This window comes from Streptosporangium sp. NPDC002607 (assembly GCF_053592655.1).
In genome coordinates this window covers 177,412-204,274 of record NZ_JBSFWD010000010.1, presented here as the reverse complement: position 1 = coordinate 204,274, position 26,863 = coordinate 177,412, and the positions used below count along the sequence as shown (strand labels likewise).

At 69.1% G+C, this 26,863-nt stretch carries 21 protein-coding genes; 11 read left to right on the top strand and 10 right to left on the bottom strand.

Annotated elements, in window-relative coordinates:
* Positions 1–80: 80 nt before the first annotated feature.
* From ACWD3H_RS14990 to ACWD3H_RS14975, 4 genes are read right to left on the bottom strand one after another with little or no spacing between them, the layout of a single operon-like run.
* Positions 81–1,601 (bottom strand): ABC transporter ATP-binding protein, encoded by a 1,521-nt coding sequence (locus ACWD3H_RS14990; protein WP_451955363.1) that lies wholly within the window; start codon positions 1,599–1,601, stop codon positions 81–83.
* Positions 1,598–2,428, bottom strand: coding sequence for an ABC transporter permease (locus ACWD3H_RS14985; protein ID WP_451955362.1), 831 nt, complete (start codon positions 2,426–2,428; stop codon positions 1,598–1,600). Before ACWD3H_RS14985 ends, ACWD3H_RS14990 begins: the two co-directional genes overlap by 4 nt.
* Complete coding sequence (locus ACWD3H_RS14980) at positions 2,425–3,405, bottom strand: ABC transporter permease (RefSeq protein WP_451955361.1); 981 nt, start codon at positions 3,403–3,405, stop codon at positions 2,425–2,427. Before ACWD3H_RS14980 ends, ACWD3H_RS14985 begins: the two co-directional genes overlap by 4 nt.
* 23 nt (positions 3,406–3,428) lie before the next feature.
* The gene (locus tag ACWD3H_RS14975) at positions 3,429–4,988 is read right to left on the bottom strand and encodes an ABC transporter substrate-binding protein (protein WP_451955360.1); all 1,560 of its coding nucleotides are present in this window, start codon (positions 4,986–4,988) and stop codon (positions 3,429–3,431) included.
* 99 nt (positions 4,989–5,087) lie between these two features.
* Here ACWD3H_RS14975 and ACWD3H_RS14970 point away from each other — a divergent pair, with 99 nt between their 5' ends.
* From ACWD3H_RS14970 to ACWD3H_RS14960, 3 genes are all read left to right on the top strand, one after another.
* Positions 5,088–5,363, top strand: a complete 276-nt coding sequence (locus ACWD3H_RS14970; protein WP_451955359.1) for a hypothetical protein — start codon at positions 5,088–5,090, stop codon at positions 5,361–5,363.
* Positions 5,364–5,368: 5 nt separating this feature from the next.
* On the top strand, positions 5,369–6,787 hold the full coding sequence (locus ACWD3H_RS14965) for an MATE family efflux transporter (protein ID WP_451955358.1): 1,419 nt from the start codon (positions 5,369–5,371) through the stop codon (positions 6,785–6,787).
* Between the two features lie 135 nt (positions 6,788–6,922).
* Entirely contained in the window at positions 6,923–7,606 is a 684-nt protein-coding gene (locus tag ACWD3H_RS14960; protein ID WP_451955357.1) for a response regulator transcription factor, read from the top strand.
* 94 nt (positions 7,607–7,700) lie between these two features.
* Here ACWD3H_RS14960 and ACWD3H_RS14955 read toward each other — a convergent pair whose 3' ends face one another.
* A complete protein-coding gene (locus tag ACWD3H_RS14955) occupies positions 7,701–8,849 on the bottom strand; it encodes an anion permease (protein ID WP_451955356.1) in 1,149 nt (382 codons plus the stop codon).
* A gap of 862 nt (positions 8,850–9,711) precedes the next feature.
* Between ACWD3H_RS14955 and ACWD3H_RS14950 the strand changes: the two genes are divergently transcribed.
* Complete coding sequence (locus ACWD3H_RS14950) at positions 9,712–10,944, top strand: sensor histidine kinase (RefSeq protein ID WP_451955355.1); 1,233 nt, start codon at positions 9,712–9,714, stop codon at positions 10,942–10,944.
* A gap of 2 nt (positions 10,945–10,946) precedes the next feature.
* Complete coding sequence (locus tag ACWD3H_RS14945; protein ID WP_350926617.1) at positions 10,947–11,636, top strand: response regulator transcription factor; 690 nt, start codon at positions 10,947–10,949, stop codon at positions 11,634–11,636.
* A 46-nt stretch (positions 11,637–11,682) separates the two neighbouring features.
* Here ACWD3H_RS14945 and ACWD3H_RS14940 read toward each other — a convergent pair whose 3' ends face one another.
* Entirely contained in the window at positions 11,683–11,853 is a 171-nt protein-coding gene (locus ACWD3H_RS14940) for a hypothetical protein (protein ID WP_451955354.1), read from the bottom strand.
* 216 nt (positions 11,854–12,069) lie between these two features.
* On the opposite strand from ACWD3H_RS14940, the gene ACWD3H_RS14935 reads away from it, so the two are divergent.
* A complete protein-coding gene (locus ACWD3H_RS14935; RefSeq protein WP_451955353.1) occupies positions 12,070–13,002 on the top strand; it encodes an ATP-binding cassette domain-containing protein in 933 nt (310 codons plus the stop codon).
* Positions 12,999–13,769: an ABC transporter permease gene (locus ACWD3H_RS14930; RefSeq protein WP_451955352.1), complete on the top strand. Its 771-nt coding sequence runs from the start codon at positions 12,999–13,001 to the stop codon at positions 13,767–13,769. The genes ACWD3H_RS14935 and ACWD3H_RS14930 overlap by 4 nt, the downstream gene beginning before the upstream one ends.
* 76 nt (positions 13,770–13,845) lie before the next feature.
* Here ACWD3H_RS14930 and ACWD3H_RS14925 read toward each other — a convergent pair whose 3' ends face one another.
* From ACWD3H_RS14925 to ACWD3H_RS14915, 3 genes are all read right to left on the bottom strand, one after another.
* On the bottom strand, positions 13,846–17,493 hold the full coding sequence (locus tag ACWD3H_RS14925) for a CARDB domain-containing protein (protein WP_451955351.1): 3,648 nt from the start codon (positions 17,491–17,493) through the stop codon (positions 13,846–13,848).
* Between the two features lie 326 nt (positions 17,494–17,819).
* The gene (locus tag ACWD3H_RS14920; protein WP_451955350.1) at positions 17,820–22,217 is read right to left on the bottom strand and encodes a CHAT domain-containing protein; all 4,398 of its coding nucleotides are present in this window, start codon (positions 22,215–22,217) and stop codon (positions 17,820–17,822) included.
* Between the two features lie 7 nt (positions 22,218–22,224).
* Positions 22,225–22,641 carry a hypothetical protein gene (locus ACWD3H_RS14915; RefSeq protein WP_355554378.1) on the bottom strand — a complete coding sequence of 139 codons (417 nt, stop codon included), beginning with the start codon at positions 22,639–22,641 and terminating at the stop codon, positions 22,225–22,227.
* Positions 22,642–22,882: 241 nt separating this feature from the next.
* Between ACWD3H_RS14915 and ACWD3H_RS14910 the strand changes: the two genes are divergently transcribed.
* The 3 genes from ACWD3H_RS14910 to ACWD3H_RS14900 all read left to right on the top strand — a co-directional run bounded on the left by ACWD3H_RS14910 (position 22,883) and on the right by ACWD3H_RS14900 (position 26,183).
* The gene (locus ACWD3H_RS14910; RefSeq protein ID WP_355554380.1) at positions 22,883–23,962 is read left to right on the top strand and encodes an NAD(P)H-dependent amine dehydrogenase family protein; all 1,080 of its coding nucleotides are present in this window, start codon (positions 22,883–22,885) and stop codon (positions 23,960–23,962) included.
* Complete coding sequence (locus ACWD3H_RS14905) at positions 23,959–24,453, top strand: carboxymuconolactone decarboxylase family protein (protein WP_355554382.1); 495 nt, start codon at positions 23,959–23,961, stop codon at positions 24,451–24,453. The genes ACWD3H_RS14910 and ACWD3H_RS14905 overlap by 4 nt, the downstream gene beginning before the upstream one ends.
* A gap of 164 nt (positions 24,454–24,617) precedes the next feature.
* Positions 24,618–26,183, top strand: a complete 1,566-nt coding sequence (locus ACWD3H_RS14900) for a GMC oxidoreductase (RefSeq protein WP_355554384.1) — start codon at positions 24,618–24,620, stop codon at positions 26,181–26,183.
* Here ACWD3H_RS14900 and ACWD3H_RS14895 read toward each other — a convergent pair.
* Positions 26,170–26,577: an HAD hydrolase-like protein gene (locus ACWD3H_RS14895; RefSeq protein ID WP_451955349.1), complete on the bottom strand. Its 408-nt coding sequence runs from the start codon at positions 26,575–26,577 to the stop codon at positions 26,170–26,172. The two genes, ACWD3H_RS14900 and ACWD3H_RS14895, sit on opposite strands and share 14 nt — an antisense overlap.
* On the opposite strand from ACWD3H_RS14895, the gene ACWD3H_RS14890 reads away from it, so the two are divergent.
* Entirely contained in the window at positions 26,526–26,750 is a 225-nt protein-coding gene (locus tag ACWD3H_RS14890) for a hypothetical protein (protein WP_451955388.1), read from the top strand. The two genes, ACWD3H_RS14895 and ACWD3H_RS14890, sit on opposite strands and share 52 nt — an antisense overlap.
* Positions 26,751–26,863: the final 113 nt, after the last annotated feature.

Genomic DNA, 26,863 nt, shown 5'->3' with positions numbered 1-26,863 from the left:
TCGCGGCGGATCTGCCGCGACCTGGCCGCGGTGCTGCCGACCGTGCTCGTGGGTATGGCCGATTCGCGGGATCAGATGAGTCAAACGGTCGGCAGGAGCGTTGCGGTGGGGCCGTACTGGGTGAGCCTGCCGGTGTCCAGCAGGTGCACGGTCTCGGTGTAGGCGCCGATCAGGTGAAGTTCGTGGCTGACCAGCGCGATGGCCATGTCGCGTTCGGTACGCAGGCGTTGCAGCAGTTCCATGATGGCGGTGGCCGTGTCCGGGTCGAGGGCGGAGGTGATCTCGTCGCAGAGCAGGTAGTCGGGTTCGGTGGCCAGGGCGCGGGCGATGGAGACGCGCTGACGCTGGCCGCCGGACAGCTCGGCGGGATAGCGGTGGGCGAAGTCGGCGGGTAGCTCGACCTGCCGGAGTAGTTCCGCGACCCGGTCGCATGCCTGGTTCCTGGTGAGGGAGCGGTGCAGCCGGAGCGGACGAGCCAGAGCGGCACCGACGGTGCGGGAGGGGTTGAGTGCGTCCAGCGGGTTCTGCGGAACCAGTTGGACGCGCCGGAGGTGTTCGCGTCGCCGGCTACGCGCCGTGGCGGCGAGGGGATGACCGTGGAGGGTAAGGGTACCGGAGTCGGGCTTGTGCAGGCCGGCCAGGACGCGTAGCAGTGTGGTCTTTCCGGAGCCGGAAGGCCCGACGATGCCGGTGGCGGAGCCGGGTGGTGCGGTGAAGTCCACGGCATCGAGGGCGTGCTGGATGCCGCCCCGATGCCGGAAGGCGACGCTGAGGCCGTGTGCGGCGATCCCCTCGGCCGTGGAGGATTTCTTCTCCGGGATGCCCGTGGACGATGCGGATCGGGGGGCGGACGGGCGGGGCTGCGGCGGTGGGCAGAGGCGGACGACGCGGTCGGCGCAGGCATCGGCGAGTTCGGGGTCGTGGCAGGCCATGATGATGGCTAGATCACGCGTGTTCGCGAGGTGGCGTAGCAGGTCGGCGATGTCGTCGCGCAGCGCGGTGTCGAGTCCGGCGGTGGGTTCGTCGAGCAGCAGGATGTCCGGGGTGCGGGCCAGCGCGCGAGCGAGGGCGACGCGACGTTGCTGGCCGCCGGAGACGGCGGTTGGCCGCCGGTCGGGCAGCCCGTCGTCGGTGGGCAGCCGGCATTCGCGCAGCAGGCCGAGGACGGCCTGCTCACTGGTGTCGGTGGCGGTCTCGGCGACCAGCCGACGGATCTTCATCCGTGGGTTGAGGGCGGATCCGGGGTCTTGCCCGACGTAGGCGAGGCGGTTGCGTCGCAGTTCGCGCAGTGCCTCGGGAGACAAGGCCGAGGGATCGTGCCCCAGGACGTCCAGGGTTCCGGCGGATATGACGGCGCCTGTCGGGAGGTGGCCGAGAACGGCGCGGAGCAGCGTGGTCTTGCCGCATCCGGAGACGCCTGTCAGTGCGATGATCTGGCCCGCGTGGATGCTCAGGCCGACAGGCCGGAGCAGGACCGGGCCGCCGGGAATGCGTATTTCGAGGTCGGTGACTCTCACCAGGGGTGCGGCACCGCTCATGGCCGGGGTGGTCGTTTCGTCCGGGACGCCCTGGGAGGCGGCTGAACGGGCGAAGTAGCTCACGAGACGGTCACCGCCTTACGTGCGAAGCGAGGGGTGAGTGAAGCGGAGGCGAGGTTGACGCTGACGGCGAGGGCGGCGATGGCCAAGCCGGGAGCGACCACGGCCCAGGGGTTGAGGAGGATGCCGGGTGCGTTCTCGCGGATCATCAACGCCCAGTCCGCGGCGGGGGGTTGCGGGCCGATTTGCAGGAAGCCCGCCATGGAGATGACGTAGACGGCTTCGACGAAGCGCAGGCCGAACAGGGCCAGCACGGTGGCGCGCAGGTTGGGCAGCAGCTCGCGCAGGGCCAGGTACCAGAGCTTTTCGCCACGGGCGGTGGCGGCTTCGATATAGCCGGCCCTGGTGAGGGGGGCGGCGGCGCCGGCGACGATGCGGACGGCGTAAGGGGTGCCCAGGACGATGGCTGCGATGATGACGGCCACGCGTCCGCCGCCGGGCCAGGCAAGGGCCAGAAGCATGATGCCCAGGATGGGTGGCAGCAGGATGACAACATCGGCGGTGCGTTCGACGGCGTGACCGAGGGCGGGGCGCAAGACGGCGAAGCAGCCCAGGAGGGTGGCCAGCAGGGTGATGACGACGGCCACGATCAGGGCGCTGCCGATCAGGGCTGTGCCGCCGTCCAGGAGACGGCTCAGAACGTCACGTCCGAGCTGGTCGCCGCCGAGAGGCGCGCCGTCGCCGGGCGGCGCGTAAGGGGCGGTGATCGGCGTGTCGATGGGGTGGGCGGCCAGCAGCGGGCCGATGAGGGCAAGCAGGACGAGAAGCAGACCGGGTGCGATGCGGCGCAGAGCACGGGGCCGGGGGCCCGCGGTGGTGATGGCGCTCATGGGCGTACTCCCAGGACGCGGGCGCGGATCAGGTCGGCGGCCAGTAGGACGAGGCTGATGGTGGCACCGGCGCAGATGACGACGCCGGCGATGAGCGGCGTGTCCCGGTTGGCGATGGCACCGGCCAGGACGCTGCCGATCCCCGGATAGTTGAACAGGGTCTCCACGGCCACGGCGCCGCCCAGGAGCATGCCGGTCGAGGTCGCGATGCCGATGGCGATGGCGGGCACCGCGCCGGGCAGGGCGTGGCGCAGCACCACCTGGTGGGCCGGCAGGCCGTCCAGGTGGGCGGCTTCGACGTGCGGCGTGGCGGCCTGGTCGGCGAGTGCGCCCCGCACGATCCGGGTGTTCCAGCCGGTCTGGGGGATGACCAGGGCCAGCACCGGCATGATCAGCATGGTCCAGGTGGCGGGGGCGCCATCGGCGCCGGTGACGGTGACGGCGGGCAGCCAGCCTGTCCACAGCGACAGGACGAGCAACAACGCGACGGAGACGACGAATTCGGGTACGGCGAACGCGGAGGTGGCCACGTGCCCGATGATCCGGTCGGTCAGGCCGCCGGGCCTGGCCGCGGCCCAGCAACCCAGGACCAGCGATGCGGCGACAGTGAGGGCGAAGGCGCTCACGCCCAGCAGGAGGGTGTTGGGGAAGGGGTCGGCGAGCAGGTCGGTGACCTTCTCGCCGCGGGCGGAGGTGCCCAGGTCGCCGGTGGGCAGGGCGGTCATCCAGTCCCAGAGGCGTTCCCACACGGGCCGGTCCAGGCCGAGCAGGTGACGCCGTGCTGCCACGTCGGCGGCGCTTTCGCCCCGTTCGGCGGTCGCGGTGGCGGCGTCGCCGGGCAGGAGTTCCACGGCGGCGAACACCACGGCGAGGAGCACGGCGAGCATCAGCACACGCCGGGCCACGACCGCGGCGACGCGAGCGAGAAGGGGGGCGGTACGGCACAGCGCGGTGGCCGCCCCGACGGAGGCGGCCACCGCGCTGTTTTTGGCCGTCCGGCTCAACGCAGCCACACGTTCTCGAGTTGGACACGGCCGTAGCCGGCGAGTCTGGGCAGGTTCTGGACCTTGTCGGTGGCGAGGTCGATGCCGTCAGCCATGCCCCACAGCAGGTAGCCGGACCTGTCGAACTCGATCTTTTGCAGGTCGTGCAGGGCCGTGGCACGTGCCGTGGCGTCGGTGGTGGCGAGGACCTTGCGGTAGGCGGCGTCGAAGTCCTTGTCGGCCCAGGCGGCTTCGTTCTGCCCGGCCTCACCGACCATGGTCTTGGAAGCGAAGAACACCACGGAGTCGTTGGTGCCCCAGTAGGTGGTGTACAGGTCGCCCTTGAGCCAGGTCTTCTCGTAGAAGGCGCCGGACTCCTGCTTGACAATGTTGATCTTGATGCCTGCCTCCTGGGCCTGGGAGGCGAACAGGGTCGCGGATTCGGCGAGTCCGGGGATGTCCTCGGTGGTGATCAGCTCGTAGGTCTTGGAGAAGTCGAACCCCGCCTCCGTGAGCAGCCGCCTGGCCGTGGCCAGGTCACGCTTGCGCTGCGGGATGTCCTTGGCGTAGTTGGGGTCCGCGGTGCCCATGATGTCGTTGGCGACGGTGCCGTACCCCGACAGGACCTGCTTGACCATGGCCTCACGGTCGACGACCAGACGCAGTGCCTCCCGGACGCGCGCGTCGGCGAACGGGCCGCTCGCGGTACGCATCACCAGGGGCATCGACATGTCGTTGGGGCGGCGGACGACCTGGATGTCCTTGCGGGACTGGGCGGTCCGCGCGGCGATGGCACCGGCGTTGGAAGCGACGTCGATCTGCCCGGCGAGCAGGGCGTTGGCCATCGCCTGCGGGGTCTCGAACATGGTCACCTCGATGGCGTCGAGGTGGACGGTGCCGCCGTACCACTGGTCGTTGCGTACCAGGCGGGCGTTGCCGCCGCGGTACCAGTCGAGCTTGAACGGGCCGGTGCCCGGCGCCTTCTCCAGCGCGTCGTCGGACGTGTCCTTCTTCAGGACGAACGTCGTCAGGCGCGTCAGAAGCGGGAGTTCGGCGTTGGCGTAGTCGGAGACCAGCACGACGGTGTCGGTGCCGTCGGCGGTGATGTTCTCCGTCTTGATACCGGGCAGACGCGCGGCGCCGGACGGGGTGTCGCGAAGGCGGCGTAGCGACCAGACGACGTCCTCGGCGGTGACCGGGCTGCCGTCGTGGAAGACGGCCCCCTGGGCAATCTTGAAGCGCCAGGTCTTCAGGTCCTCTGAGGACTCCCAGGAGGTGGCCAGGCGCGGCATGGTGTTGGGCTTGGCGCCCGGCACGGTGAGCGTGTCGTAGACCAGGGCAAGGACCAGGTAGTCGCTCTCGTTGCCCTGGGTGCCGTGCGGGTCGCGGGTGATGGCACTGGCTCGGCCGAGGGCACCGATCCGCAGGGTGCCGCCCTTCTTGGGCGTGCCGTCCGCGGCCGCGGACGTGGCCGCGGGCTCGGCCGAGCCGTCGCCGTCCCCCGAACAGGCGGCGAGCAGTGCCGCCATGCCGATCGCTCCGCCGGCCCACAGCATCTGGCGCCTGTTGATATCCACGTACGTCCTCGATCCACTGCAAAGCAATGATGTTGCTTAGGGTTGGCTATCCTAATGTCATCCGACCCGGGCGAGACATCGAGGTCGGAGAACAGCGGAATGAAGAGTCCTGCCACAACCTTCTCCGAGGTGGGGACGGCGCAGGCCGGTGGTGCCCCCACCGGCGGCTCCGCGGGCGGCGTCGTTCACAGGGCACTGACCCGCCTGTCGTCACTTCCTCCGGGCACGACTATGGTCACCCTCGTCAACGACGGAGGAGAAAACCACACGGACACCGTCTTCGACGACGACTGGACGCAAGCCCGCGACCTTCTCGATCCCGAAGCGGAACGGGAGATCGGCGAGCTCCCCACCGAACCGCGCAGGAACCGATAACCCCCATGCTGACCACCCTTCTCCGCGACAGCCGCGACCTGGCCGCCCTCGCCGTCCCGCTCATCCTCACCCAGCTCGCCCAGGTCGCCCTGACCACCACCGACACCGTGATGATGGGCCTGCTCGGCACCCGGGAACTGGCCGCCGGCGGCCTGGCCATCGTCATCTTCAATCAGTTGCGCACCATGGGCGTCGGTCTGCTCACCTCCGTCGGCAACCAGATAGCAGCAGCCGCGGCCCGCGCCGAGCAGGCCGCAACCAGCGACGGCAAGGACAAGGAAGCCGCAGGAAAGGGAGAGACACAAGAGGAGGTGCACAGGATCATCCGGGCGAGCATGGCCGTGGCCACGCTCGCCGGTATCGCCGGGGGCGCCCTCATGATCCTCATCGGCCAGGCTCTGACCTGGCTCGGACAAGACGCCGCGGTCGTCGAACGCGCCCAGAGCATGCTGATCGCCCTGGCCCCGGGCCTGCTGCCCTGCCTGTGGTTTCAGGCCATCCGCCAGTTCACCGTCGGCATGCGACGCCCCCAAGCCCTGCTACAGATCACTGTCGCGTCCATCGCTGTCAACGCGGGCCTGAACTGGATCCTCATCCACGGCACCTGGGGACTGCCCCGCCTGGGCCTGACCGGCATCGGAGTCGCCACCTCCAGCGTCTACCTCCTGTCCTTCCTCGCCCTGTACATCTCGGTGAGGAAGGACAGCGAGCTGGCACCTTTGCTCGCCCTGAATGCCGCCAAAGCCGATCCGGCCACCATCAAGCGGCTCATCGGCCTCGGTGTGCCGATCGCGGCCACCTACGGCTCAGAGGCCGGGTTCTTCTCCATCACCGCACTGATGGCCGGATCTTTCGGGCCTGCGGCCCTCGCTGCGCACACCGCCGTCAACCAACTCGTCTACATCGTCTTCCAGGTCGCCGTCGGCCTTTCCCACGCCGCGTCCATCAACGTCAGCCGTGAACTCGCTCTCGGCCGCATCGATGACGCACGACGCATCAAAAACACCGCACTCGCCTGTGCCGCAGCCGTCATGACCGTCGTCGGCGTCGCCTACCTCGGACTGCCCCGGCTGGTCCTGGCCCCGTTCCTGTACTCCGGTTCCGACCAAGCCCTCAGTATCGCCACCCACCTGCTCATGGTCACCGCCTTCCTCCAGTTCTTCGACTGCGCGCAGAACATCGGCGTGGGACTCCTGCGTGGCCTCGACGACACCAAGGGCGGCTTCCGGATCACTCTCATCGGCTACTGGGGCGTCGGACTCCCCGCCTCCTGGCTCCTGGCCTACCCCCTGGGTCTCGACACCATCGGCATCTGGCTCGGCCTGCTCACCGGTCTGGCCACCACCGCCGTACTCCTCCTACGCCGCTACTCCGGCTCCCTCACCACCCGCGCCGACGCCCAGCACGCCGTCGCTTCCGCGTAGCGGAGCCGCCCGTGGTTCTCCCACGCCACGTTCCCAGGTGAACAACGCCTGACCTGGCGACGCGGCCGGAGGAACACGGTGGTGGCCGGCCTTCGTCAGGAGGCCGCCAGATGCCGGTGTCCCTACCATCGATACATGACGCGGGTACTGATCGTCGAGGACGATCTGTCCATCGGTTCGGAGCTGACCGAGGCGCTGTCAAGTGGCGGCTACCAGGTGAGTCTGGCGATCACCGGGGGTGAGGCGCTGGATCAGGCGCGGCAGTTCGTCCCCGATCTCGTCCTGCTGGATCTCGGTCTCCCCGATGCCGACGGGGTGGTGGTCTGCCGGCGGCTGCGGACGGTCCTGTCGCAGGCGGTGATCGTGGTGCTGACCGCACGCGTCCAGGAGTTCGAGGTCGTGGTGGCCTTGGACGCCGGTGCCGACGACTATCTGACCAAACCGTTCCGGCTCACCGAGCTGCTCGCCAGGTTGCGGGCGCATCTGCGTCGCCAGACCGTATCGCAGCAGGAGTCCGGTGTGTCCGTCGCCCGCCTGCGTCTGGACCTGCGCGCCCGGCGCGCCTACATCGCCGAGGACGAGGTCATGCTGCGGCCAAAGGAGTTCGACCTGCTGACGGTGCTGGCCTGCCACGCCGGTGAGGTGGTCACCCGCGAGGAGCTGATGGAGCAGGTGTGGGACGCCAACTGGTTCGGGCCGACCAAGACGCTGGATGTGCACGTGTTCGCCCTGCGCCGCAAGCTCAGCGAGTACGGGGAGGATCCACAGCGGATCACCACGCTGCGAGGGCGCGGCTACCGCTACGAAGTTGATCTCTAGTCCGCCTTCCGGTCCGCTCTCATCGCCCTCGCGGTGTGGCGACGTCACGACGCCGGCCACGCGCATCTTTGCGCCACGGTGGTATGAGCCCTCTTCAGCCTTCTCGCATCGCCGGGACCGGGGTCAGGCGCCCGGTCCACTCGTCGTTGACGTTGCCGGCGTTGACCGGACGGCGCTGCGAGGCCACGTACAGCCCCGCCGACAGCATCAGGGCGACGGCGAAGACCACTCCCACGCCCAGCACGCCGCCGATCACACTCGCGCCCGCCCAGGCCAGCGCCCCCACCACAGCCGCGGCCGGGAGGGTGACCAGCCACGCGGCGGCCATCCGGGCCGCGACGCTCCAGCGCACCCGGTCCAGGTGCCTGCCGATGCCCGCGCCGATCACCGACCCCGTGCACACGTGCGTGGTCGACAGCGGGAGGCCGAAGTGGGAGGAGGCGAAGATCACGGCCGCCGAGGAACCCTCCGCGGTGAACCCCTGCGGGGTCTCGATGTCGGTCAGCCCCTTGCCCAGGGTACGGATCACCCGCCAGCCGCCCAGATAGGTGCCCAGCGCGATCGCGGTCGCACTGGCCACGATCACCCACAGCGGCGTTCCCGCGTCCTTGCCGATCGCCCCGGCAGCGATCATCGCCAGCGTGATGACGCCCATCGTCTTCTGCGCGTCGTTGGTGCCGTGGGCCAGCGACACCAGTGACGCCGAGCCGATCTGGCCGTACCTGAGCCCTCGCCCGCGGGTCTCCTCCGGTGCGTTCCCGGTGATGACGTACATCAGGTACGTACCGGCCGCCGCCACCAGGATCGCCGCCAGCGGCGCGAGCACGGCCGGGACCAGCACCTTGGACACGATCTCGGCTCCCTTGACCGCCGAGGTGCCCGCCGCGATCACCGTGGCCCCGACCACACCACCGATCAACGCGTGCGAGGAACTGGAGGGAATACCGAAGTACCAGGTCAGCAGATTCCAGGCCAGACCGCCGATCAGGCCGGCGAAGACCACCGTCAAGGTGATCGCGCCGGTGTCGACGATGCCCGTCGCGATGGTCGCCGCGACCTTCAGCGACAGGAACGCCCCGGCGAAGTTCAGCACCGCCGACAACCCGACCGCCACCTTGGGCCGCAACGCCCCGGTCGCGATCGAGGTCGCCATGGCGTTGGCCGTGTCGTGAAAACCGTTGGTGAAGTCGAAGGACAGCGCCGTCACGATCACGATGGCGAGCAACACGATGTTCGCATCCATGCCCTCACCTATGACACCTCGGACGACGTTTAAGCACGTCAGAGTGTCCATCGCGCAGAGTTGACCTTCCCGTCGGCCGCCTGTTGCCAACGCGGTGCCCGGCGACCCGTCCTGGAGGACCCGGATCGAGGCGACCCGGCGGTGGGAAGCCGGAGGACACCGCGCCCGGCCGGTACGGGTGGTCGAACGCCTTCCGGAGAACGTACGCCGCTCGTTCCGCGGGCGTCAGCCTGGCCATGACGGGCAGCACCGCGAACGCCGGCGCCAGGGGCCGGCGTACGTGTCGTGCCGCGACCGGGCGGGCCGAACGACATCGGCGGATCCGCCTTCCCGTGCGGATACCGGCCCGGTTTCCGGCCTGCCAGGAAATACGGTGAATAGGTAATCGCCGGAATTGAAGCTGATGCGAAGTCGTGGACGTTGCGTCAGATTCGATGTCATCGGGATCGTGTCCGGTCGGTTGACTGATAGAGAGGCCATGTCCAGGTCGGCCCCGCCGTCTTGGTGGATGGCGAGTGGTGATCCATTAACGGGGCCGGGCCGACCTGGACCCCGACCCACCGGCCCGTGAACGCGGGAGCGTTTTCGGGCCTTTCCCCGGGGTCGGTGGTCCGAAGTGGTCCGGATCATGGTCATGGACGGATTGTCGGCGTGGATCCTCTCTGCCTCCGAAGAAAGAGGATCGCGATCGTTTTTCGGCGGGATGGAGCCCCACTTGAAAAGCTACCCGAGTGATATATCCGCCACATACCGCGCAAAGTTTGTTTTTTTCTACACCTACGGCGTTATGCCTTGTACACCTCCTGCGGTATATGGCACGAAGAGGGATGTCAGTCAGCGGGAATATGACTAGCATGCGCTGATGTACAGCTATGCGAGGACATCCTGGCGGAGACTTCTCACAGCGCATCCACTGCTCATCGACACTGTGATCGCGGTGGCGCTGTCCGCCGTCATGTGGATGTGGGAACTCAGCGATGCCAGGTACGGGTCGCGTCCGCCGGACGGCCTGTCGCTCGCACTGACCATCGCGGTGAACATGCCGTTGGCCCTGCGACGGCGGATACCGTGCACGGTGCTGGTGGTCTCGTGCGCGGTGTCCCTGGTCCACCTGGCACTCGGCTACCACTCCCAGGTGAACAAGATGGGAGCGCTGCTGGTGCTGTACACCGTGGCCGTCCAGCGGCCCGTGGCGGTGTCATTGGCGGGGGCGGCGCTCACCTTCGGCCTGTGGTGGTGCTCCTCGATGGTGTTCCCGGGCACCAAGTTCTGGATGGCCGTCGTGTGGCCGCTGCTGGCCGTCGGCTTCACCTGGGCTTTCGGTAACGCCACCCGGATGGTCATCGAGAGCAACCGGCGGCTCACCGAGCTGACCCGGCAGTTGCGTGACGAGCAGGAGAACAAGGCCCGGCTGGCGGTGGCCCAGGAGCGAACGCGGATCGCCCGCGAACTGCACGACGTGGTCGCCCATCATCTGTCGGTGGTCGCGGTCCAGGCCGAGCTGGGCCAGTACGTGCTGTCAACCGATCCGGCCACCGCCGGCACGGCACTGGCCACCATCGCCGACACCACCCGTGAGGCCCTGGACGAGATGCGACTGCTGCTGTTGATCCTGCGAATCGGGGCCGACGACGAGCGGGAGACGCGCTACGACGTGACGCCCGGACTGGGGGACCTGGAAACACTGGTCGAACGGGTGCGCACAGCCGGGGTGACGGTGGAGGTGACCGTGACCGGCAACGAGCAGCCCCTGCCCCAGGGGCTGGATCTGTGCGTCTATCGGATCATCCAGGAGTGCCTGACAAACGTCGTCAAGCACGCCGCGCCCACCCGGGTGCGGGTGACCTTCACCTACGGCGCGGGCGTCCTGACATTACAGGTGTGCGACGACGGCCGCCTCGGTACCGGCCAACCGGTCGAAGTGATCCAGAACACACCAGGCCAGGGATTGATCGGCATGACTGAGCGGGTCAAGCTGTACCAGGGCACGATCATCACCGGTCCTCGCCCCACGGGCGGATTCCAGGTCGTGGCGACCCTCCCCCTGCTCACCCGTCCCGGCCAGGAGCCCGCCGCCCTAACCAGCGAGAGGTGACGATGATCAGGGTTCTGGTAGCCGACGATCAGGAACTCATCCGGGCGGGACTGACCGCCCTCCTGCGCGCCGCCCCGGACCTTGAAGTAGTCGGTGAGGCCTCGGACGGTCACGAGGCCGTCCAGTGCGCCGCCGCCACCCATCCAGATGTGATCTTGATGGACATCCGCATGCCCGGCATGGACGGCATCGCCGCGACCAAGCGCATCCTGGCCGACAGCCTGGCCGACGGCGGCGCGTCTCGTACCCCGCAGATACTCATTCTGACCACTTTCGACATCGATGAGTACGTCTACCAGGCGCTGCGCGCCGGAGCCTCCGGCTTCCTGCTCAAGCAGACCCCGGCCAAGCGCCTCCTGTCCGCCATTCACACCGTCGCGGCCGGGGACGTCCTGCTGTCACCCACCAGTACCCAGCGATTGATCGAGGCGTTCACGCCCGCTCCGCCCGCGGTGCCCGATCATGACATGTCCCAGCTTTTTGCTTTGACCGCTCGCGAGCTTGAGATCTTCACCCTGGTCGGCCAGACGCTGTCCAACCATGACATCGCCCAGAAGCTGTGCCTGAGCCAGGCCACCGTGAAAACCCACCTCAACCGCGCGATGAGCAAACTCGGTCTGTCCAGCCGCGCCCATGTCGTCGCCACCGCCTACGACTGCGGGCTGGTCACCTCGCGTCGACAGGCGGGCTGACCCGCCTACCGGCGCGACGGTTCCAACATCGCGATCCCGGTCAGGATCAGCGACGTGGACCGGTCCAGGGCGCCTGCTCCAGGGCGCCTGCCCGCGGGTTCTCGGGAGCCTTGGCGCCGAACATCCCGCTCGGCACGGCCGCACCGACCTCGCCGGAGAGCCGTCCATCGTCTCCGACTCCGGTGACAGGTGGCGCGTCCTCGCCTTCCCCGCCCACGGTTCGGCGCCGTTGTCGTCATGCCGGCCCGGGAGGCCGGTCCGGCGGCCGAGGCTCCCGCCGGACCCGGGCGTGGCCGCGGTACCCGGCGCCGGTTCGCGTCATGACGGGTCCCCTGCCGTCGAACGCCGGAAGCCCTGGCACTCCAACTGTGTATCTGGTACAGATTAATCTATGTATAAGATACACGGTACGACATACACAGAAAGGGCAGACGTGACCGACGCCGCGATCCATGCCCGTGGCCTGGGCAAATCCTTCGGTGCGACGCGGGTGCTGAACGGAGTCGAGCTGACCGTTCCGACCGGCTCGCTGCTGGCCCTGCTCGGACCGAACGGGTCAGGCAAGACGACAACGGTCCGGATCCTGACCACGCTGCTCGCCGCGGACAGCGGCACCGCCACAGTGGGCGGCCACGACGTCGCGCGGGAAGGCGTCGCGGTACGGCGCAGCATCGGCCTGACCGCCCAGCAGGCCACGGTGGACGACCTGCTCACCGGAAGGGAGAACCTGGAGTTGTTCGCCGGCCTGCACCACCTGGGCAGGCGGGAAGCCCGGCGGCGGGCGGCCGAACTCCTCGAACGGTTCGATCTCGGCGCCGCCGCGAACCGCCGGGTCTCCACCTACTCCGGCGGGATGCGCCGCCGCCTCGATCTGGCGGCGAGCATGGTGGCCGTACCACGGATCCTCTTCCTCGACGAGCCCACCACCGGCCTTGACCCGCGCAGCCGGGCGGAGCTCTGGTCGGTGATCCGCGAACTGCTCGCCTCCGGCACCACCATCCTGCTGACCACCCAGTACCTGGAGGAGGCCGACCGGCTCGCCGACCGCATCGCGGTGATCAACAACGGCCGCGTCGTCGCCGACGACACCCCGGCCGCCCTCAAGCGCCAGGTGGGCGCGGAGCGCCTGGTGCTGCACCTGTCACGGGCCGAGGACGTCTCCCGGGCCGGCGCCGTCCTGTCCACCGGCACCGGACCGCATCTCGACGCCGACGCGCGGGAGGTCACCCTGGCACTGCAGGGCCCCGACCAGTTGCGTCACACGCTGAACCTGCTGGACCGGGAGGGCATCGCCGTCGAGCGGGTCGAGTTGCGCAGCCCCACCCTGGACGACGTCTTCTTCGAGTTCACGGCGGTGGCGGTATGAGCGGGACGACGATGGGCGATCTGGGGCGTCTGGTCACCCGCGCGCTGCGCCACGAGACGCGCACCCCCGACGCGCTCATCGTGAACATCGCGCTGCCGGCGCTCATCATGATCGTCTTCGTCTACGTCTTCGGTGGCGCGATCACCACCGGGTCCAGCGGGCTGACCTACATCGACTTCGTCGTTCCCACCGTGCTGCTCATGTCCGGCGGGTACGGCGCCGCGTTGACCGCCGTGACCGTCACGGACGAGATGACCCGAGGAATGATCGACCGCTTCCGGACCCTGCCCATCAGCGGCTGGGTGGTGCCCGCCGGGCATGTCGTCGCCTCGGTGGTCCGCAACGTGGTGGCGACCGGGATCGCCCTGGCCGTGGCGATCGCCCTGGGTTTCCGCCCGGACGCCACGCTCGCCGACTGGGCACTGGCGCTGCTTCTCGTCATCGGGTACGTCCTGGCGGTGTCCGCGATCGCGGTGCTCTGGGGACTGCTGGTCACCTCGACCCAGGCCGCCGGTGCCTTCAGCTTCGTCGTGATCTTCTTCCCGTACCTGTCGGACGGCGTCGTCCCCGCGGAGACCATGCCGAGCCTGCTCCGCGGTTTCGCCGAGCACCAGCCGACCACGCCGATGGTGAAGACGCTACGCGGGCTGCTCCTCGACCACCCCATGGGCGACGCGGGGTGGCTCGCCACCGCCTGGCTGGCCGCCGGCGTGGCGATCAGCATCCCCATCGCGGCGGTGCTGTTCCGGCGCCGTACCTCGGCCTAGGACCGGTACGACCGGCCATGCGGTGTCCAGGTTGGGGAGCACACCACATGGCCGGTCGTTCTCAGGCGCGGGAAGACTAGGGGGTGATCACGAAGCTGGACCCCGGTTCCTTCACGATGTTGCCCTTGGCCGAGTTGGTGATGGTGACGTTCGTCAGCGTCGCGCTGCCGCGGGCGCCGCTCATCGCCAGGATGCCGGCACCGTTGTTGGACTTGTCGATCCGCACATTGGTGATCGCGACGCCCGGCATGTTGCCGCCCCCCGTCTTGAACTGGATGCCGTCGTAGGTCGAGTCGTAGATGTCGGTGTCCCGGATGGTGACACCGGTGATGTCCCGGTTCGCCGCGAAGAGCGTGATGGCGCCGAACTCCTGGTCCTCGTTCCAGAAGACGCCGCCGCACCGGTAGAGCGCGTTGTTGGCCACCAGGGTCTGCCCGGAGAAGGGCAGCGGGTCGTGGTCGGTCGCCAGCATGATGCCCGGGTAGTTCATGGTGTCGTAGACCAGGTTGTTCTCGATCTTGTTGCCGTAGCCGCCGTAGATCGCGATGCCGGTCGCCCGCCAGGGCAGCTGGATGGTGTTGTTGATGAACTGGTTGTCGTGCCCGATGTCCACCGCCGGGTCCTTGACGTACCGGTTGGCCCAGACCGCCAGGGAGTCGTCGCCGGTGGTGCGGAACGACGAGTTGAACACCCGTGAGTTCCGCGTGCCGTTGCTGAAGTTGATGCCGTCGGCGTAGGTGTTGCGGATGCGCATGCCGCTGAAGTCCAGCCCGTCGGCGGGTCCCCACAGATCCGGGATGTTGTCGTAGTCACGGCCGACCCAGACGCCCACGTTGGCGTGCTCGATCCACACGTTGGAGATCTTGGTGTTCTTGCCGAACCGCCCGTTCAGCCCCACCCCGCCCTCGGCGTTGCCGTCGCCGCCGCGAATGCGGCCCGAGCCGAAGATGGCGATGTCGGAGATCTGGACGTTGTCGTCGATGTCGAAGCCGAAGTTGCCCTCGTGCGGGTGGTTGATGCCGCCGGTCGCCAGGTGCGGCTCGGTCAGGGTGTACAGCTGGGAGTGCCACATCCCCGCTCCGCGGATCGTGACGTTGCTGATGCCCACCTGGTTGAACTGACCCCGGTTCAGCGGGTCGTCGGTGAGGATCTTCTTCTCCTGCCGCCACTGTCCCGCCGGGATCCACACGCAGCTGATGACCCCGTTCTGGTCGTCCGTCACCGCCCGCTGGATGGCGGCCGTGTCGTCGAGCCCGTCGTTGGGCACCGCGCCGTACGCCGTGATCGAGGTGCAACCGGCCGGCTGGCTCGCCGGTGGTGCCACCTGCTCCAGGTCGATCAGGTCGATGATGTAGAACGAGGCCGTGTCGGTGGCGTCGCGCTGCAGCCGGAACTTGGTCCCCACCGGGTAGGTCGACGACAGTAGCGCGTGCGACTCGTCGAACAACCGCCGGGCGTCGGCCTGCGGGGTGTTCGTCAGGGATTCCGGGCCGTCGCTGTTCCCGTACAGCCAGCTGTGCCGAGACGAGAGGGTCAGCTTCTGGGCGAAGGTGTCGTTGATGTACAGGCTGATGGTGGCCTCGATGCCGCCGCCGTTCGGCGCGTCGGGGATGGAGTTGCGCACCACGATCGAGTTGGCGGAGTTGGTCGAGGTGAACTCGACGAACTGCCCCGTGCTGTTCAGCCGCACCGACTGCCGGCCGGAGGACTCGGTGGCGAAGTTGGTGTGCCCGAAGGTGCGCAGCGGGTCGGCCGTCAGCAGGGTGCCCTGGTACCTGGCGGCCTCGGCCTCGTACTCGACCCACGGAACCGCCGCCCCGCGCCCGACCACGATCGCCTGGGAGAGCGTGTTGTTGGTCTCGTTGGTCTCGGCGACGACGTTGGTCGCGTCGGCGGTGGCGGTGATGGTGGCACCGCCACTGGTGGCGGTCCAGCTGCCGCTGACGGCCACGTTGACCGTCGCGCCCGCGGCGATCGACGGGGTGTTGGTGTTGAGCGTGGTGCCGCCCACCGTCAGCCGGGTGACCGTGGTCGCGCCCGTCGCGGTGTTCCCGCGGTTCTTCACCGCCACGGTGAACGTGACCGCCGCGCCGACCGCCGGGTTCGGCGGGTTGGAGCTGATGCTGAGAACCTGCAGGTCGGGGCCGGGAGCCTCGGTGACCACCAGCGGCGATGCCGCGGTGAAGGTGTTGTTGCCCTCGTTCTGCTCGAAGACCGTGTTCGACTCGTCCACCTTGGCGCTGACGGAGTAGCTGGCCGCGCCGCGGGGGCCGATGTTCGCGGTCACCGTGGCCTGGGCGCCGGCCGCGAGAGCGGCGACCGGAGCGGTGCCGGCCAGCGTGCCGCCGAGGTAGAAGTTGACATTGGTCGCGCCGGAGGCGGCGGTGCCGATGTTGCGCACCGTGCCGGTCAGCGTGATCGGGTTGGTCTCGATCGGCGCGTTCGGGGACCAGGTGAGAGCCGAGACCGTCAGGTCGGGGTTCGGCGCGGGGACGCCGATGACCTGGAACTCGGCGACCTGCCCGGCGGGTGCGCCGGTGTTGCCGTTGAACTTCAGCTGGACGTCGGCGACGGTGGCGTTGACGTCGATCGTCACCGTGTTGCCGCCGGAGGCCGGGTTGAACGTGTAGTTCTGCGCCGACACCAGGTTGGTGTAGCCCGTGGCGTTCTGCTCCCGGCCCAGGACCTGGATGTTCTGGGTACGGGTGCCCCACGCGGCGTCCGGGTTCAGCTTCAGCACGACCGAGCTGACGCTCGCGTTGGCGCCGAGCTTGACCGCCAGCGTGTTCGGGTAACCGGCGTTGCCCTCCCAGTAGGTGGCCGTGCTGTTGTCGTTGGCGTTGGCCGCGACGAACGTGTGCACGTGGCCGGACTCGACCATCTCCTTGCCGATGGCCAGGTTCGAACCGGGATCGCCGGTGCCGTTGCGGGTCACCGTGTTGCTGTTCGCCGAGACGTTGCCCGCCGCGTCCTTGGCCCGCACGAAGTACGTCACGGTCGCCGACGCCGGTTGGTTGTCGGTGTAGGTCAGCACGTTGCCGACGCTGCCCCGGAGCTGGTTGTTGGCGTAGACGTCGTACCCGGTGACGCCCACGTTGTCGGTCGAGGCGTTCCAGGTCAGCTTGATCTGGCCGGAGACCGGCTGGGTGAAGGCGAGGTTGCCGGGGGCCGACGGCTTCTCGGTGTCGCCGCCGCCGGCGGCGGCGTAGATCTCGAACTCGGAGATCTGCGCGGCGGGCCAGCCGGTGTTGGCGGTGACGTTGACGCGCCAGTAGCGGTAGGTCGCGGCGCTGAAGTCGATCGTGACCTTGTTACCGGTCGCCGGGTCGAACGTGTAGTTCGCCGAGGCCACCACCGTGCTGTAGCCGATGCCGTCGGCGCTGCCCTGGACCGAGAGGGTCTGGGTGCGGGTCTGCCAGGCGGCCGGGGCGGGCACCTTCAGCACGATCTGGTCGACGCTCGTGGCGGTGCCGAGGTCGATCCGCGCCCACTGCGGGAAGCTGTTGTTCGCGCTCTCCCAGTAGGTGTTCTGATTGCCGTCGTTGATGGCCGACACCGTGTACTCGGCGGTGGAACTGCTGGCCTGGGTCGCCTTGCCCGGCGACAGGTTGGGTCCGCCCGCGGCGGAGGCCGGCACGACCGACCCCATGACGAGCAGACCGGTGGCGACCGTGCTTGCCAGCATGGCCGCCACCAGCCGTAACGGTCCGTACGGTTTTCTCATTCGCGTTCTTCCATCTCTCGTCGAGCACGACAGGGCCGAGACGTGAAGGCATGCGCCTTCACCGCACACGGATGGGGGGCAGGTGCATGGGCGCAGCGCATTCCTGAAGTTGCGAAGAGCCGCGAGAAAAAGAACTTTTCTTTGCAAGATTCTTGCGTAGTGTTGGCCAAAGGTTACATACGTGCTACGACCGCGTCAACGGGTGAAAAACGGCTTCCCGAACTGGTTTGACACCGGGTGTGAAAGAGATCGGGGCGGCCGTGATGACCTGAACGGTCGAGTCGGCGGCGATGCCGGGCGAGATCCGAAGGCCCGGGACGTCCGGGTCAGTTCGGGTCGTTGTCCTCGGCGAGGACTTCCTCGATCTGGTGGCGCTCCTCGTCGGTGAGCGTGCGCGGCGCGAAGGCCGGTGCGGGCCCGTCCAGCCGGTCGGCCTCCGAGACGGCCATACGGATCAGGTCGGCGATCACCTCACGGGCCGCCGCGGCCTTGGCCCTGCGGTTCTTTCCCCTGCCGCGGATCTCGCCGGAGACGCGCTCCTGTCCCCACAGGTGGATGCGATAGGAGCGCCCATCGCCCAGATCCGAGGTGTCGTAGATGCGGACCGACGGCAGGACGATGCCGTGGTCTCGGCGCAGTTCCTCCCGCTGCTGCGCCAGCTCGTCCAGGATCGTGCCGCCGTTGTCCGGATCGAGCAGCTCGCCCAACGGCGTCGAGACGGCCAGGTGCAGCGGTTCGCTCTCCAGCGTGGCCTGCCGCGCCCGCGCGCGCAGCTCCACCTCCTCGAATCCGAATGCCAGGTCGGCCAGCCCGTTCAGCCCATGGCCCTCGACGTCCCGCGCTCCGGACGCCTGGGCCAGCAGGACGACAGCCTCGTAGGTGCGCCTACGCTGCCCGTAGGCCAGCAGCGGCGCGAGTTCACGCAGGGCGACGGCCGCGGCCTTGTGGTCGGGAACCTGGTACCGCAGCCGGGCCGCGAGCCGTATCGCGTGTGCCTTCTCCTCGTCCGAGATGCCGGACAGGCCGCTGAACAGCTCGTGGGCGGCGGCCTCGTCAGCTGGGCTCCCGGCCTCTGCGAAGCCCGCCGCCGCTCGCTCCAGCTCGTGCCGGGCCTGGCCCGGGGACTCCTCCCGCAGATGCATACGGCCACGCCAAAGGTGCACGGTGGCCAGCTCGCGCGGGGAGATCCGCCCGTACAGCTCCTCCAGCCGGTCCAGCTGCGGTGCCAGCTCGGCCGCCGGCGCCTCGGTGAAGTCCATGATCTGCGCCAGCACCCGCCGGGCCCGCGTCTCGAGCATCTCGTGGTCGGACGACACGAGCAGCGTCAGCGCCCGGCGCGCCCCGGCACTCGCCGCGGTGTGGTCGTCCAGCGCGAGACGCGTCTCAGCCTCGGTGACCAGCCGCGCCGCCCGCTCGTGCGGCGGGACCGCCTCGGCCGCCTCCAACGCGTCGAGGTCGACGGTCAGCCGGCGGGCCTCGGCCTCCCTCCCGGCGACCAGGAGATGCTGCGCCAGCCGGCCCAGCGCGACCCGGATGAGGGTGGGCCAGCCGATCCGCTCGGCCAGCGTCCGCGCCTCCTCCATGACCGCGATCGCCCGCAGCACGTGTTCGCTCTCGGTCTGCACGCCCGCCGCGTTGTGCCGGGCGGCGGCGATGTCGCCGAGCTGACAGAGGGCGTCGAACTCGCCGCGCCCCCAGCCGACCTCCCGGGCGAGCGTCAGGGCCGCGCGCGCCTCGCGCTCCGCCGCGTCGAACGCGCTGTCGCCCAGATACGCCCCGGCCAGCCGGACCCTTATCGCCGAGAGCGGCAGTTCCTCCCCGGGCCCGGTGTAACGTCCGGCCAGCTCGTCCAGCATCCGCTGCGCCGCCCCGAATCGCCCCTCGGCCATCGCGATGAACGCGACCTGGTCGAGCTGGACGATGGTCTGGGCGAGGTCCCCGCCGCGCACCGTCCGGAACAGCTCCAGCGACTCCTCGTACAGCTCGGCCGCCCGGCGCAGATGGGACGGGGCGCCGTACTGAGCCCACCCGCCCGCGATCAGCCGCAGGCAGTCGGCCTGCGTGAACGCGTCACCCGAGGCCCTCGCCAGCCCGAGCGCCTCGGTCAGCAGCGCGAACGTCTTCGGCGGATCGTAGAACTGGCTCCAGAACCCGACCGTGGACAGTACGCGTGCCCGATCGCGCGTGGGGATGCCATCGGCCCCCGCGAGCGCGGCCTCGAACGACTGCCGCGCGGCCTGCGCGTCGCCCTCGTCGGCCTGCGCGTTCCCCAGCAGGGCGAACAGCAGCGGATGCGGGACGACGTCGATGGCCTGGCGGCAGATCTGCTGCGCCTCGGCGTACCGGAACCGGCGGGCCGCCACCGCCGCCCGCGTCGCCGCCGCGCGCACGACGAGCCGGTGACCGCGCCCCGCCGTGGCCAGGCGCTGCACCTCGGCCAGTGCGGGCAGGTCGAGCAGGTCCGGGTCGTTGACCTCGTCGAAGGCGCCCAGGTGCGCGGCGAGCGCGGCGGCACACCGCGCGTGACCGGCGACCGGGTCGGGGTCGGTGAGCACCGGTTCGAAGACGGCCGGGACGCGGTAGTCGGCGCCGCCGGGACGCTCGGCGTACTCCAGCAGGTGCCAGCCCGCCAGACGCTCGGCCCGTTCGACCGCCTCCTGCCGGGCCAGATCCGGGACCGCGGGTGCGGCGATCCAGGACGCCGGGCCCGCGAGCCGTGCCAGCACCTCGGCCGGGACCGGGATCCGGAACGGCGCGACCGCGCGCAGCAGCGCCGCGTCCTGCGGATCACGCCGCCCGATCAGCTCGTCGACGGCCAGCTTGTCGTAGAACTCCTTGCGACGCTGCTGGAAGCGCTGGCGCAGCAGTTCCTCGCCGGTCTCGGGGCTGTCGCGAGCGACGTCGAACAGGAAGGTGAGCAGCCGCGGATTGTCACGTGCCATCTGCCGGGCCAGTTCCACGGCCCGCGCGTCCACCTGGCCCTGCACCGCGAGCCGGTCGATCCGCGCTTGCTGGAAGTGCTCCGGCAGCACGTCCAGGGCCAGGTCGTCGAGCAGTTCGACACCCGGCGACTTCGGCAGATACCGGCTGGTGATCACGATCCGGTGTGGCCCGCGGACCGTCGCCAGCGCGTCGATCAGCGCGGACAGCGCGCGGACGGCCTCCGGCCCCGGCACCGCCTCGGGACCGCCCGCGGTGATGTTCCGCTGCTCGAACTCATCCAGCACGATGATCACCGGACGGAACATCCGGCGCAGCGCACGGACCAGCAGCCCCTTCAGGTCACTACCGGGCGGCGCGGAACCGAGCACACCGCCCAACTCCGGGATCGTTCCCAGCTCCTGAAGCAGGATCTCCCGGGTCAACGGCACGTTGATCGAGACGTAGGTGACCGGGTTGCCACGCCCCTCCTGGGTCGTGGTGATGCGCTCCAGCACGTTGGCCACCAGCGTTGTCTTGCCGACCCCGCCGACCCCGTGCACGACGGCGCCCGGCCGCCGGAACTCGCGCAGCGGGTTGAGCATCCGGTCCAGCCGCTGGATCTCACGCCTGCGGCCGAAGAAGTCCGCCAGCGACACCCGGGCCAGCCCCGACGCGCCGATCTCGCGATGCTCCCGGCCGATCCAGATCTGGTCGAGCGGCATCTGCGCCACCGCGACGGTCAGCGGGCGCGGCATGTCAGTGCCCTGCACGTGCATGCGCAGCATGTGCCAGTGCTCACGGCCCGCCTTGATCAGCTCCTGGTAGCTGCGGGCCAGCGCGATCGCCGGGCTGCGGCCCAGCATGAGCTGCTGGTAGAACGCGGCCGTCGCCTCGCTCGCGGCCCGGTCGTTGACCGGGCGGCCCCAGCCGACCACGATCGGCGCCGAGATGGTGGCCAGTTCCTCGGCCAGCGACGGCGCGGCCCCCAGATCGCCGCCTTCGGCGGTCTGGCAGCCCGACAGGAACACCAGGCCCGGCTCGCTCTGCCACAGGACCTCGTGCAGGTCGGCGGCGAACGCGCGGTGCGTCCGGCCGTCGCGGTCCTCGGTCAGGAACAGGCCGCGCCCGTCGCCGCGCAGCGCGTGCCCCGTCAGGTGGATCACGTCGAAGTGGCCGCGGTCGTAGAAGCCCAGCCGCCGACCCAGCTCGCTCAGGCTGCCGGTCGGCTCGTACTCCAGATAGAAGGGGGCGCCGCCGTCGGCCGCCGCGTCCCGGATCATCGCCTCTTCCATCTGGTAGTTCAGGACACCGGGGCCGTCGATCGGTTCGCACGCCATGAACAGCAGCCGGAGCGGATGCCGCGCCTGGTCGCGGGTGCGCGGCTCCACGTCCACGGACCGGATCGGGATCACCGGGTTGGGCCGGGCGATGAGGAAGTCCCGGCCGTCGTGCAGCAGCTCCCACGGTAGGTGACCCAGTCCGGCCGTCACGTCGAGCAGGATCACCACGAGGTCGTTCGGCCGGCGCTTGAGGTACTCCGACAGGTAGAGGTGGTCGGTGTCGAGAAGCTTGTACAGGGAACGGCCGAGTGTCCGCAGCCTGTTCTCCCGTTCCAGGGCGTCTTCGCCCGGATCGTGCAGGTAGTAGCCGGTGTCGGCCTGCCGCAGCGCGTTCTGCAGGTCGAGGTAGGCGAGCCGTTCGCTGAACGGCGCCTCGCCGCCGCCGCGATTGTGGGTCAGCAGGTATCCCAGGTCGGGGCGCTGCCCGGCATGTTTCAGGGCGATCTTCAGCGTCCACGGCATGGTGGTGTCAGTCGGTCGTGCCCGGGCCGGGTGCGGACCCGGAATCGGCCTCCGGGTCCGGTCCGGGATCTGAGTCCCGGCCCGATTCCTGTTCTGCTTCCCGTTCTGATGCCAGAAGATAATCGAATTCGTCCGGGGACAGGTCATCCAGTACGCGGCGGGAACCCAACCGGTCGAACACGACGATGACGCGCGGCGGCGGCTCGGATTCGTCGCGCCGGCGGATGCGCTCCACCCACCCGTACACGGTGTCGGCGAGCGCGACGACCGTCCCGGCGAGCGTCACGACCGCGGTGATGACCTCCAGAGGCCCTTTGTGGCCCGGCGGAAGCCCGCTGAGCTGGGCCTGCGCGCCGATCTCCGCGGCCAGGTCGGCGGCGTCCCGCGCGGCCGTGCGGCCCTCGACCACGATCCGCACCGGCATGATGCCTCCTCATCCCCGAGCAAGCGAAAATGGCCCATGTCATTTTTAGCCGATAGAAGTGGAGATGAGGGCCTTTCTTGGCGAGGCGCAGAAAGGAGACGCATTTTCCTGGCATCCACCGCCGTTCTCGCCCGGTGAACAGCCCCGGCAGGTGGTGGCCTGTCGGCCAGGGGGCGAAAGTGGCGGTCCGGAAGGTGCGGCGGCACTATACACCAAACCAAGCGCTTGCTACTCTCCGCGCATGCTCTCCACGATTGTCTGGGGCACCGGCAACGTCGGCCGTGCGGCCATCCGAGCCGTCGAGGCCCATCCGGCGCTGAAACTCGCGGCAGTGCTCGTCCACAACCCCGACAAGGTCGGCCGCGACGCGGGCGACCTCGGCGACCTCGGCCACGAGCTGGGGATCGCCGCCACCGACGACATCGACGCGGTGCTGGCCACCCGTCCGCACGCCGTGGTGTACGCGGCGTCCGGCGACATCCGCCCCGACGAGGCCCTCGCCGACATCATCAGGGCGATCCGGGCCGGAGCCGTGGTCGTCACCCCCTCGCTGTACGCGCTCTACGACCAGCGGGGCGCCCCGCCGGAACTGCGCGAACCGGTGCTGGCCGCCATCGCGGACGGCGGCGGCTCGCTCTTCGTCTCCGGTGTCGACCCCGGCTGGGGCAACGATGTACTGCCCCTGCTGATCAGCGGGCTCGGAACCGTCGTGGACGTGATCCGCTGCCAGGAGATCTTCGACTACTCCACCTACGACCAACCCGACTCGGTCCGCTACCTGGTCGGCATGGGCCAGCCGATGGACTACGAACCGCCGATGACCGCGCCGACGGTCCCGACCATGGTCTGGGGCGGGCAGGTACGGCTGATGGCCAGGGCGCTGGGTGTCGAACTCGACGAGATCCGCGAGACCCTGGACCGGCGCGCGCTCGACGCCACGGTGAGCACCAAGACGATGGGCGAGTTCGAGGCCGGCACCCAGGGCGCGGTCCGGTTCGAGGTGCAGGGCATCGTCGAGGGCGAACCCCGCATCGTCATCGAGCACGTCACCCGCATCCACGCCTCCTGTGCCCCGGACTGGCCGATGCCGCCCGACGGCGTCGGTGCCCACCGGGTCATCATCGAGGGCCGCCCGCGCATCGAGGTCACGGTCGAGGCCACCGACGAGGGCGGCAACCGGTCGGCGGGCGGGAACGCCACCGCGGTCGGCCGCCTGGTGAGCGCCATCGACTGGCTGGTGGACGCGGAACCCGGACTCTACGACGCGCTCGACGTCCCGCTGCGCCCGGCGGTCGGCAAACTCGTAAGGAGAGAACCATGAATATCGACATTCCCGAGGGCAAGGACGCGATCGGCTACGTGTGGGGTGAGATGGTCCCCGGCATCGGGGTCGCCGCCTCGAAGTTCTCGATGGCGGTGTACGCCCACACGACCCTCGGACTCCGCGAGTTCGAGGCCGCCCGGCTGCGGATCGCGCAGATCAACGGGTGCGTCTTCTGCCTCGACTGGCGGACCGAACGGGACGGGCGGAAGGTCGAGGAGGAGTTCGCCGACGCGGTGACCGAGTGGCGTACCACCGACGCCTTCGACGACCGCACCCGGCTGGCCGCCGAGTACGCCGAGCGGTACGCCCTGGACCATCACGGCCTCGACGACGAGTTCTGGACCCGGATGACCGCGCACTACAGCCAGCTGGAGATCGTGGAGCTGAGCATGAGCATCGGCTCCTGGCTGGCGTTCGGCCGGCTCAACCACGTGCTGGGCCTGGACACCGTGTGCATGCTGCCCAGCGGTCGGTCACCCTCGATCTGACACAAGTTACTTCCCGGTACGTGGTGGCTTAACATCCGAGAAACATGTAGAACTTGTTCTAATACGTCAAGAGTGAGGAAAATCACATGAGTGACAAAACCTCGCGTAGGACAGGTTCCGAAGGCATCTCGCGCCGTGGATTCATCACTGGAACCGGTTCTATCTTGGGAGTCGCGGCCCTCGCGACTCCCGCCACCGCAGCCCAGGCAAAAGCCGCACGCGTAGCCGCTCCGATCGCCTCCGGGGCCCATGTCCCGGCCCTGGTGATCGGCACCGGCTACGGCGGCTCCGTCGCCGCCCTGCGCCTCGCCCAGGCGGGCGTCGACGTGCACATGATCGAGATGGGCATGGCCTGGGACACCCCGGGCTCCGACGGAAAGATCTTCTGCAACACGACCTCGCCGGACCAGCGCTCCTACTGGCTCCGCACCAGGACCAAGGCACCCCTCAACTTCTTCCTCGGCTTCCCGATCGACCGGGACATCTCTCGCTACACCGGCATCCTGGATGCCGAGGAGTTCGGCGGCATCACCGTCTACCAGGGCCGCGGCGTCGGCGGCGGCTCGCTGGTCAACGGCGGCATGGCGGTCACTCCCAAGCGGGAGAACTTCGCCGCGATCCTGCCGTCGGTGAACGCCGACGAGATGTACAACACCTACTACCCGCGCGCCAACGCCGGGCTCGGGGTCGGCAGCATCGACCCGGCCTGGTTCGACTCCACCGCCTGCTACCAGTACGCCCGGGTCGGCCGCAAGCACGCCCAGCGCTCCGGCTTCCCGTTCGTCTTCGTGCCCGACGTGTACGACTGGGACTACATGAAGCAGGAGGCGGCCGGAACCGTCACCAAGTCGGCGCTGGCCGGCGAGATCCTCTACGGCAACAACCACGGCAAGAAGTCACTGCAGAAGACCTACATCGCCCAGGCCAAGGCCACCGGCAGGGTCACCGTCTCGGCGCTGCACCAGGTCACCTCGGTCACCCCGGCGGCCGGTGGCGGCTACACGGTCGTCATCGACCAGCTCAACACCACCGGTGGTGTCACGACCACCAAGACCGTGACCGCGGACCGGGTGTTCTTCGCCGCCGGCAGCGTCGGCACCAGCAAGCTGCTGGTCAAGCTGAAGGCCACCGGCGCGCTGCCCAACCTGAACAACGAGATCGGCAAGGGCTGGGGCGACAACGGCAACGTCATGTGCGGCCGGGCCAACCACCTGTGGGACCCGACCGGCAGTCTCCAGTCGACCATCCCCTGCTCCGGCATCGACAACTGGGACGCCGGCGGCGCGTTCGCCGAGGTCGCCCCGCTGCCCACCGGGATCGAGACCTTCGCCTCGCTGTACCTGTCGATCACCAAGAACCCGAACCGGGCCCAGTTCTCCTGGAACGCCGCCACGGGCAAGGTCGACCTGAACTGGCAGCTCGCCTGGAAGCAGCCGTCGATCGACATGGCCAAGACCATCTTCGACAAGATCAACTCCAAGGAGGGGACGATCTACCGGACCGACCTCTTCGGCGTCTACAAGATCTGGAACGACACCCTCACCTACCACCCCCTCGGCGGCGCCGTCCTGAACAAGGCCACCGACAACTACGGCCGCCTCACCGCCTACCCGGGCCTGTACGTCATCGACGGCTCATTGATCCCGGGCAACACCAGCGTCAACCCGTTCGTCACCATCACGGCCCTGGCCGAACGGAACATCGAAAAGATCATCGCTACCGACCTGTAGCGATGACCCGATGATGTCGTCGGCCACGGGCGCGTGTGGCCGACCCTTCCCCGCGGGACGCGCATGGCCGTCCTCCTGCTTCCGGGGAATTCGCCTCGCTGCCCGGCCCGTTTCGGCCCGCACCCAGGCGTCCGTACGATCCTCGTTGTCTCCGGGATCTCCGTCGCTTGAATGGCGTCAATGACGACATGGTCAGCTGAGTGGTCGTGCCCCGGTCGACCCGGATCGTTCGCAGCCCGGCCGTCTGGCCGCCGCCGATATCGGCTATGAGGTCGTCTCCGAATGATTGCCAACGATCGTGGCTCCGGACGCGCACAGCGCCCCAAGACCATGAATCCCGGCATGAGATCGCTTTCTCAACGGGACCTGGTGTACGGAAATGCCTTCGACTCATCGCTGCCGCTCGGTAGGGACCGTCCAGTCTCGGATGACCACATCGAGTTCGGCGGAGCCGCGTCGGTCCTGCTCGGAACCCGCTTCACCGGCTGGGGGAGCAGGGTCTCCATCAAGGCTCCGCCCGCGAACAAGGTGACCACCAAGCTTGAGGACAAGGACGGCCTGCCCTAGCGGCCAGCGGGCCCGGCGGCGGCGCCATGCGATGAGGACCTCCCGGGGCGGCGACTCCCGCGTCGGGAGTTCCCCGCGGAGCACCTTGACGGCCGGACCCCTTCGCAAGAACG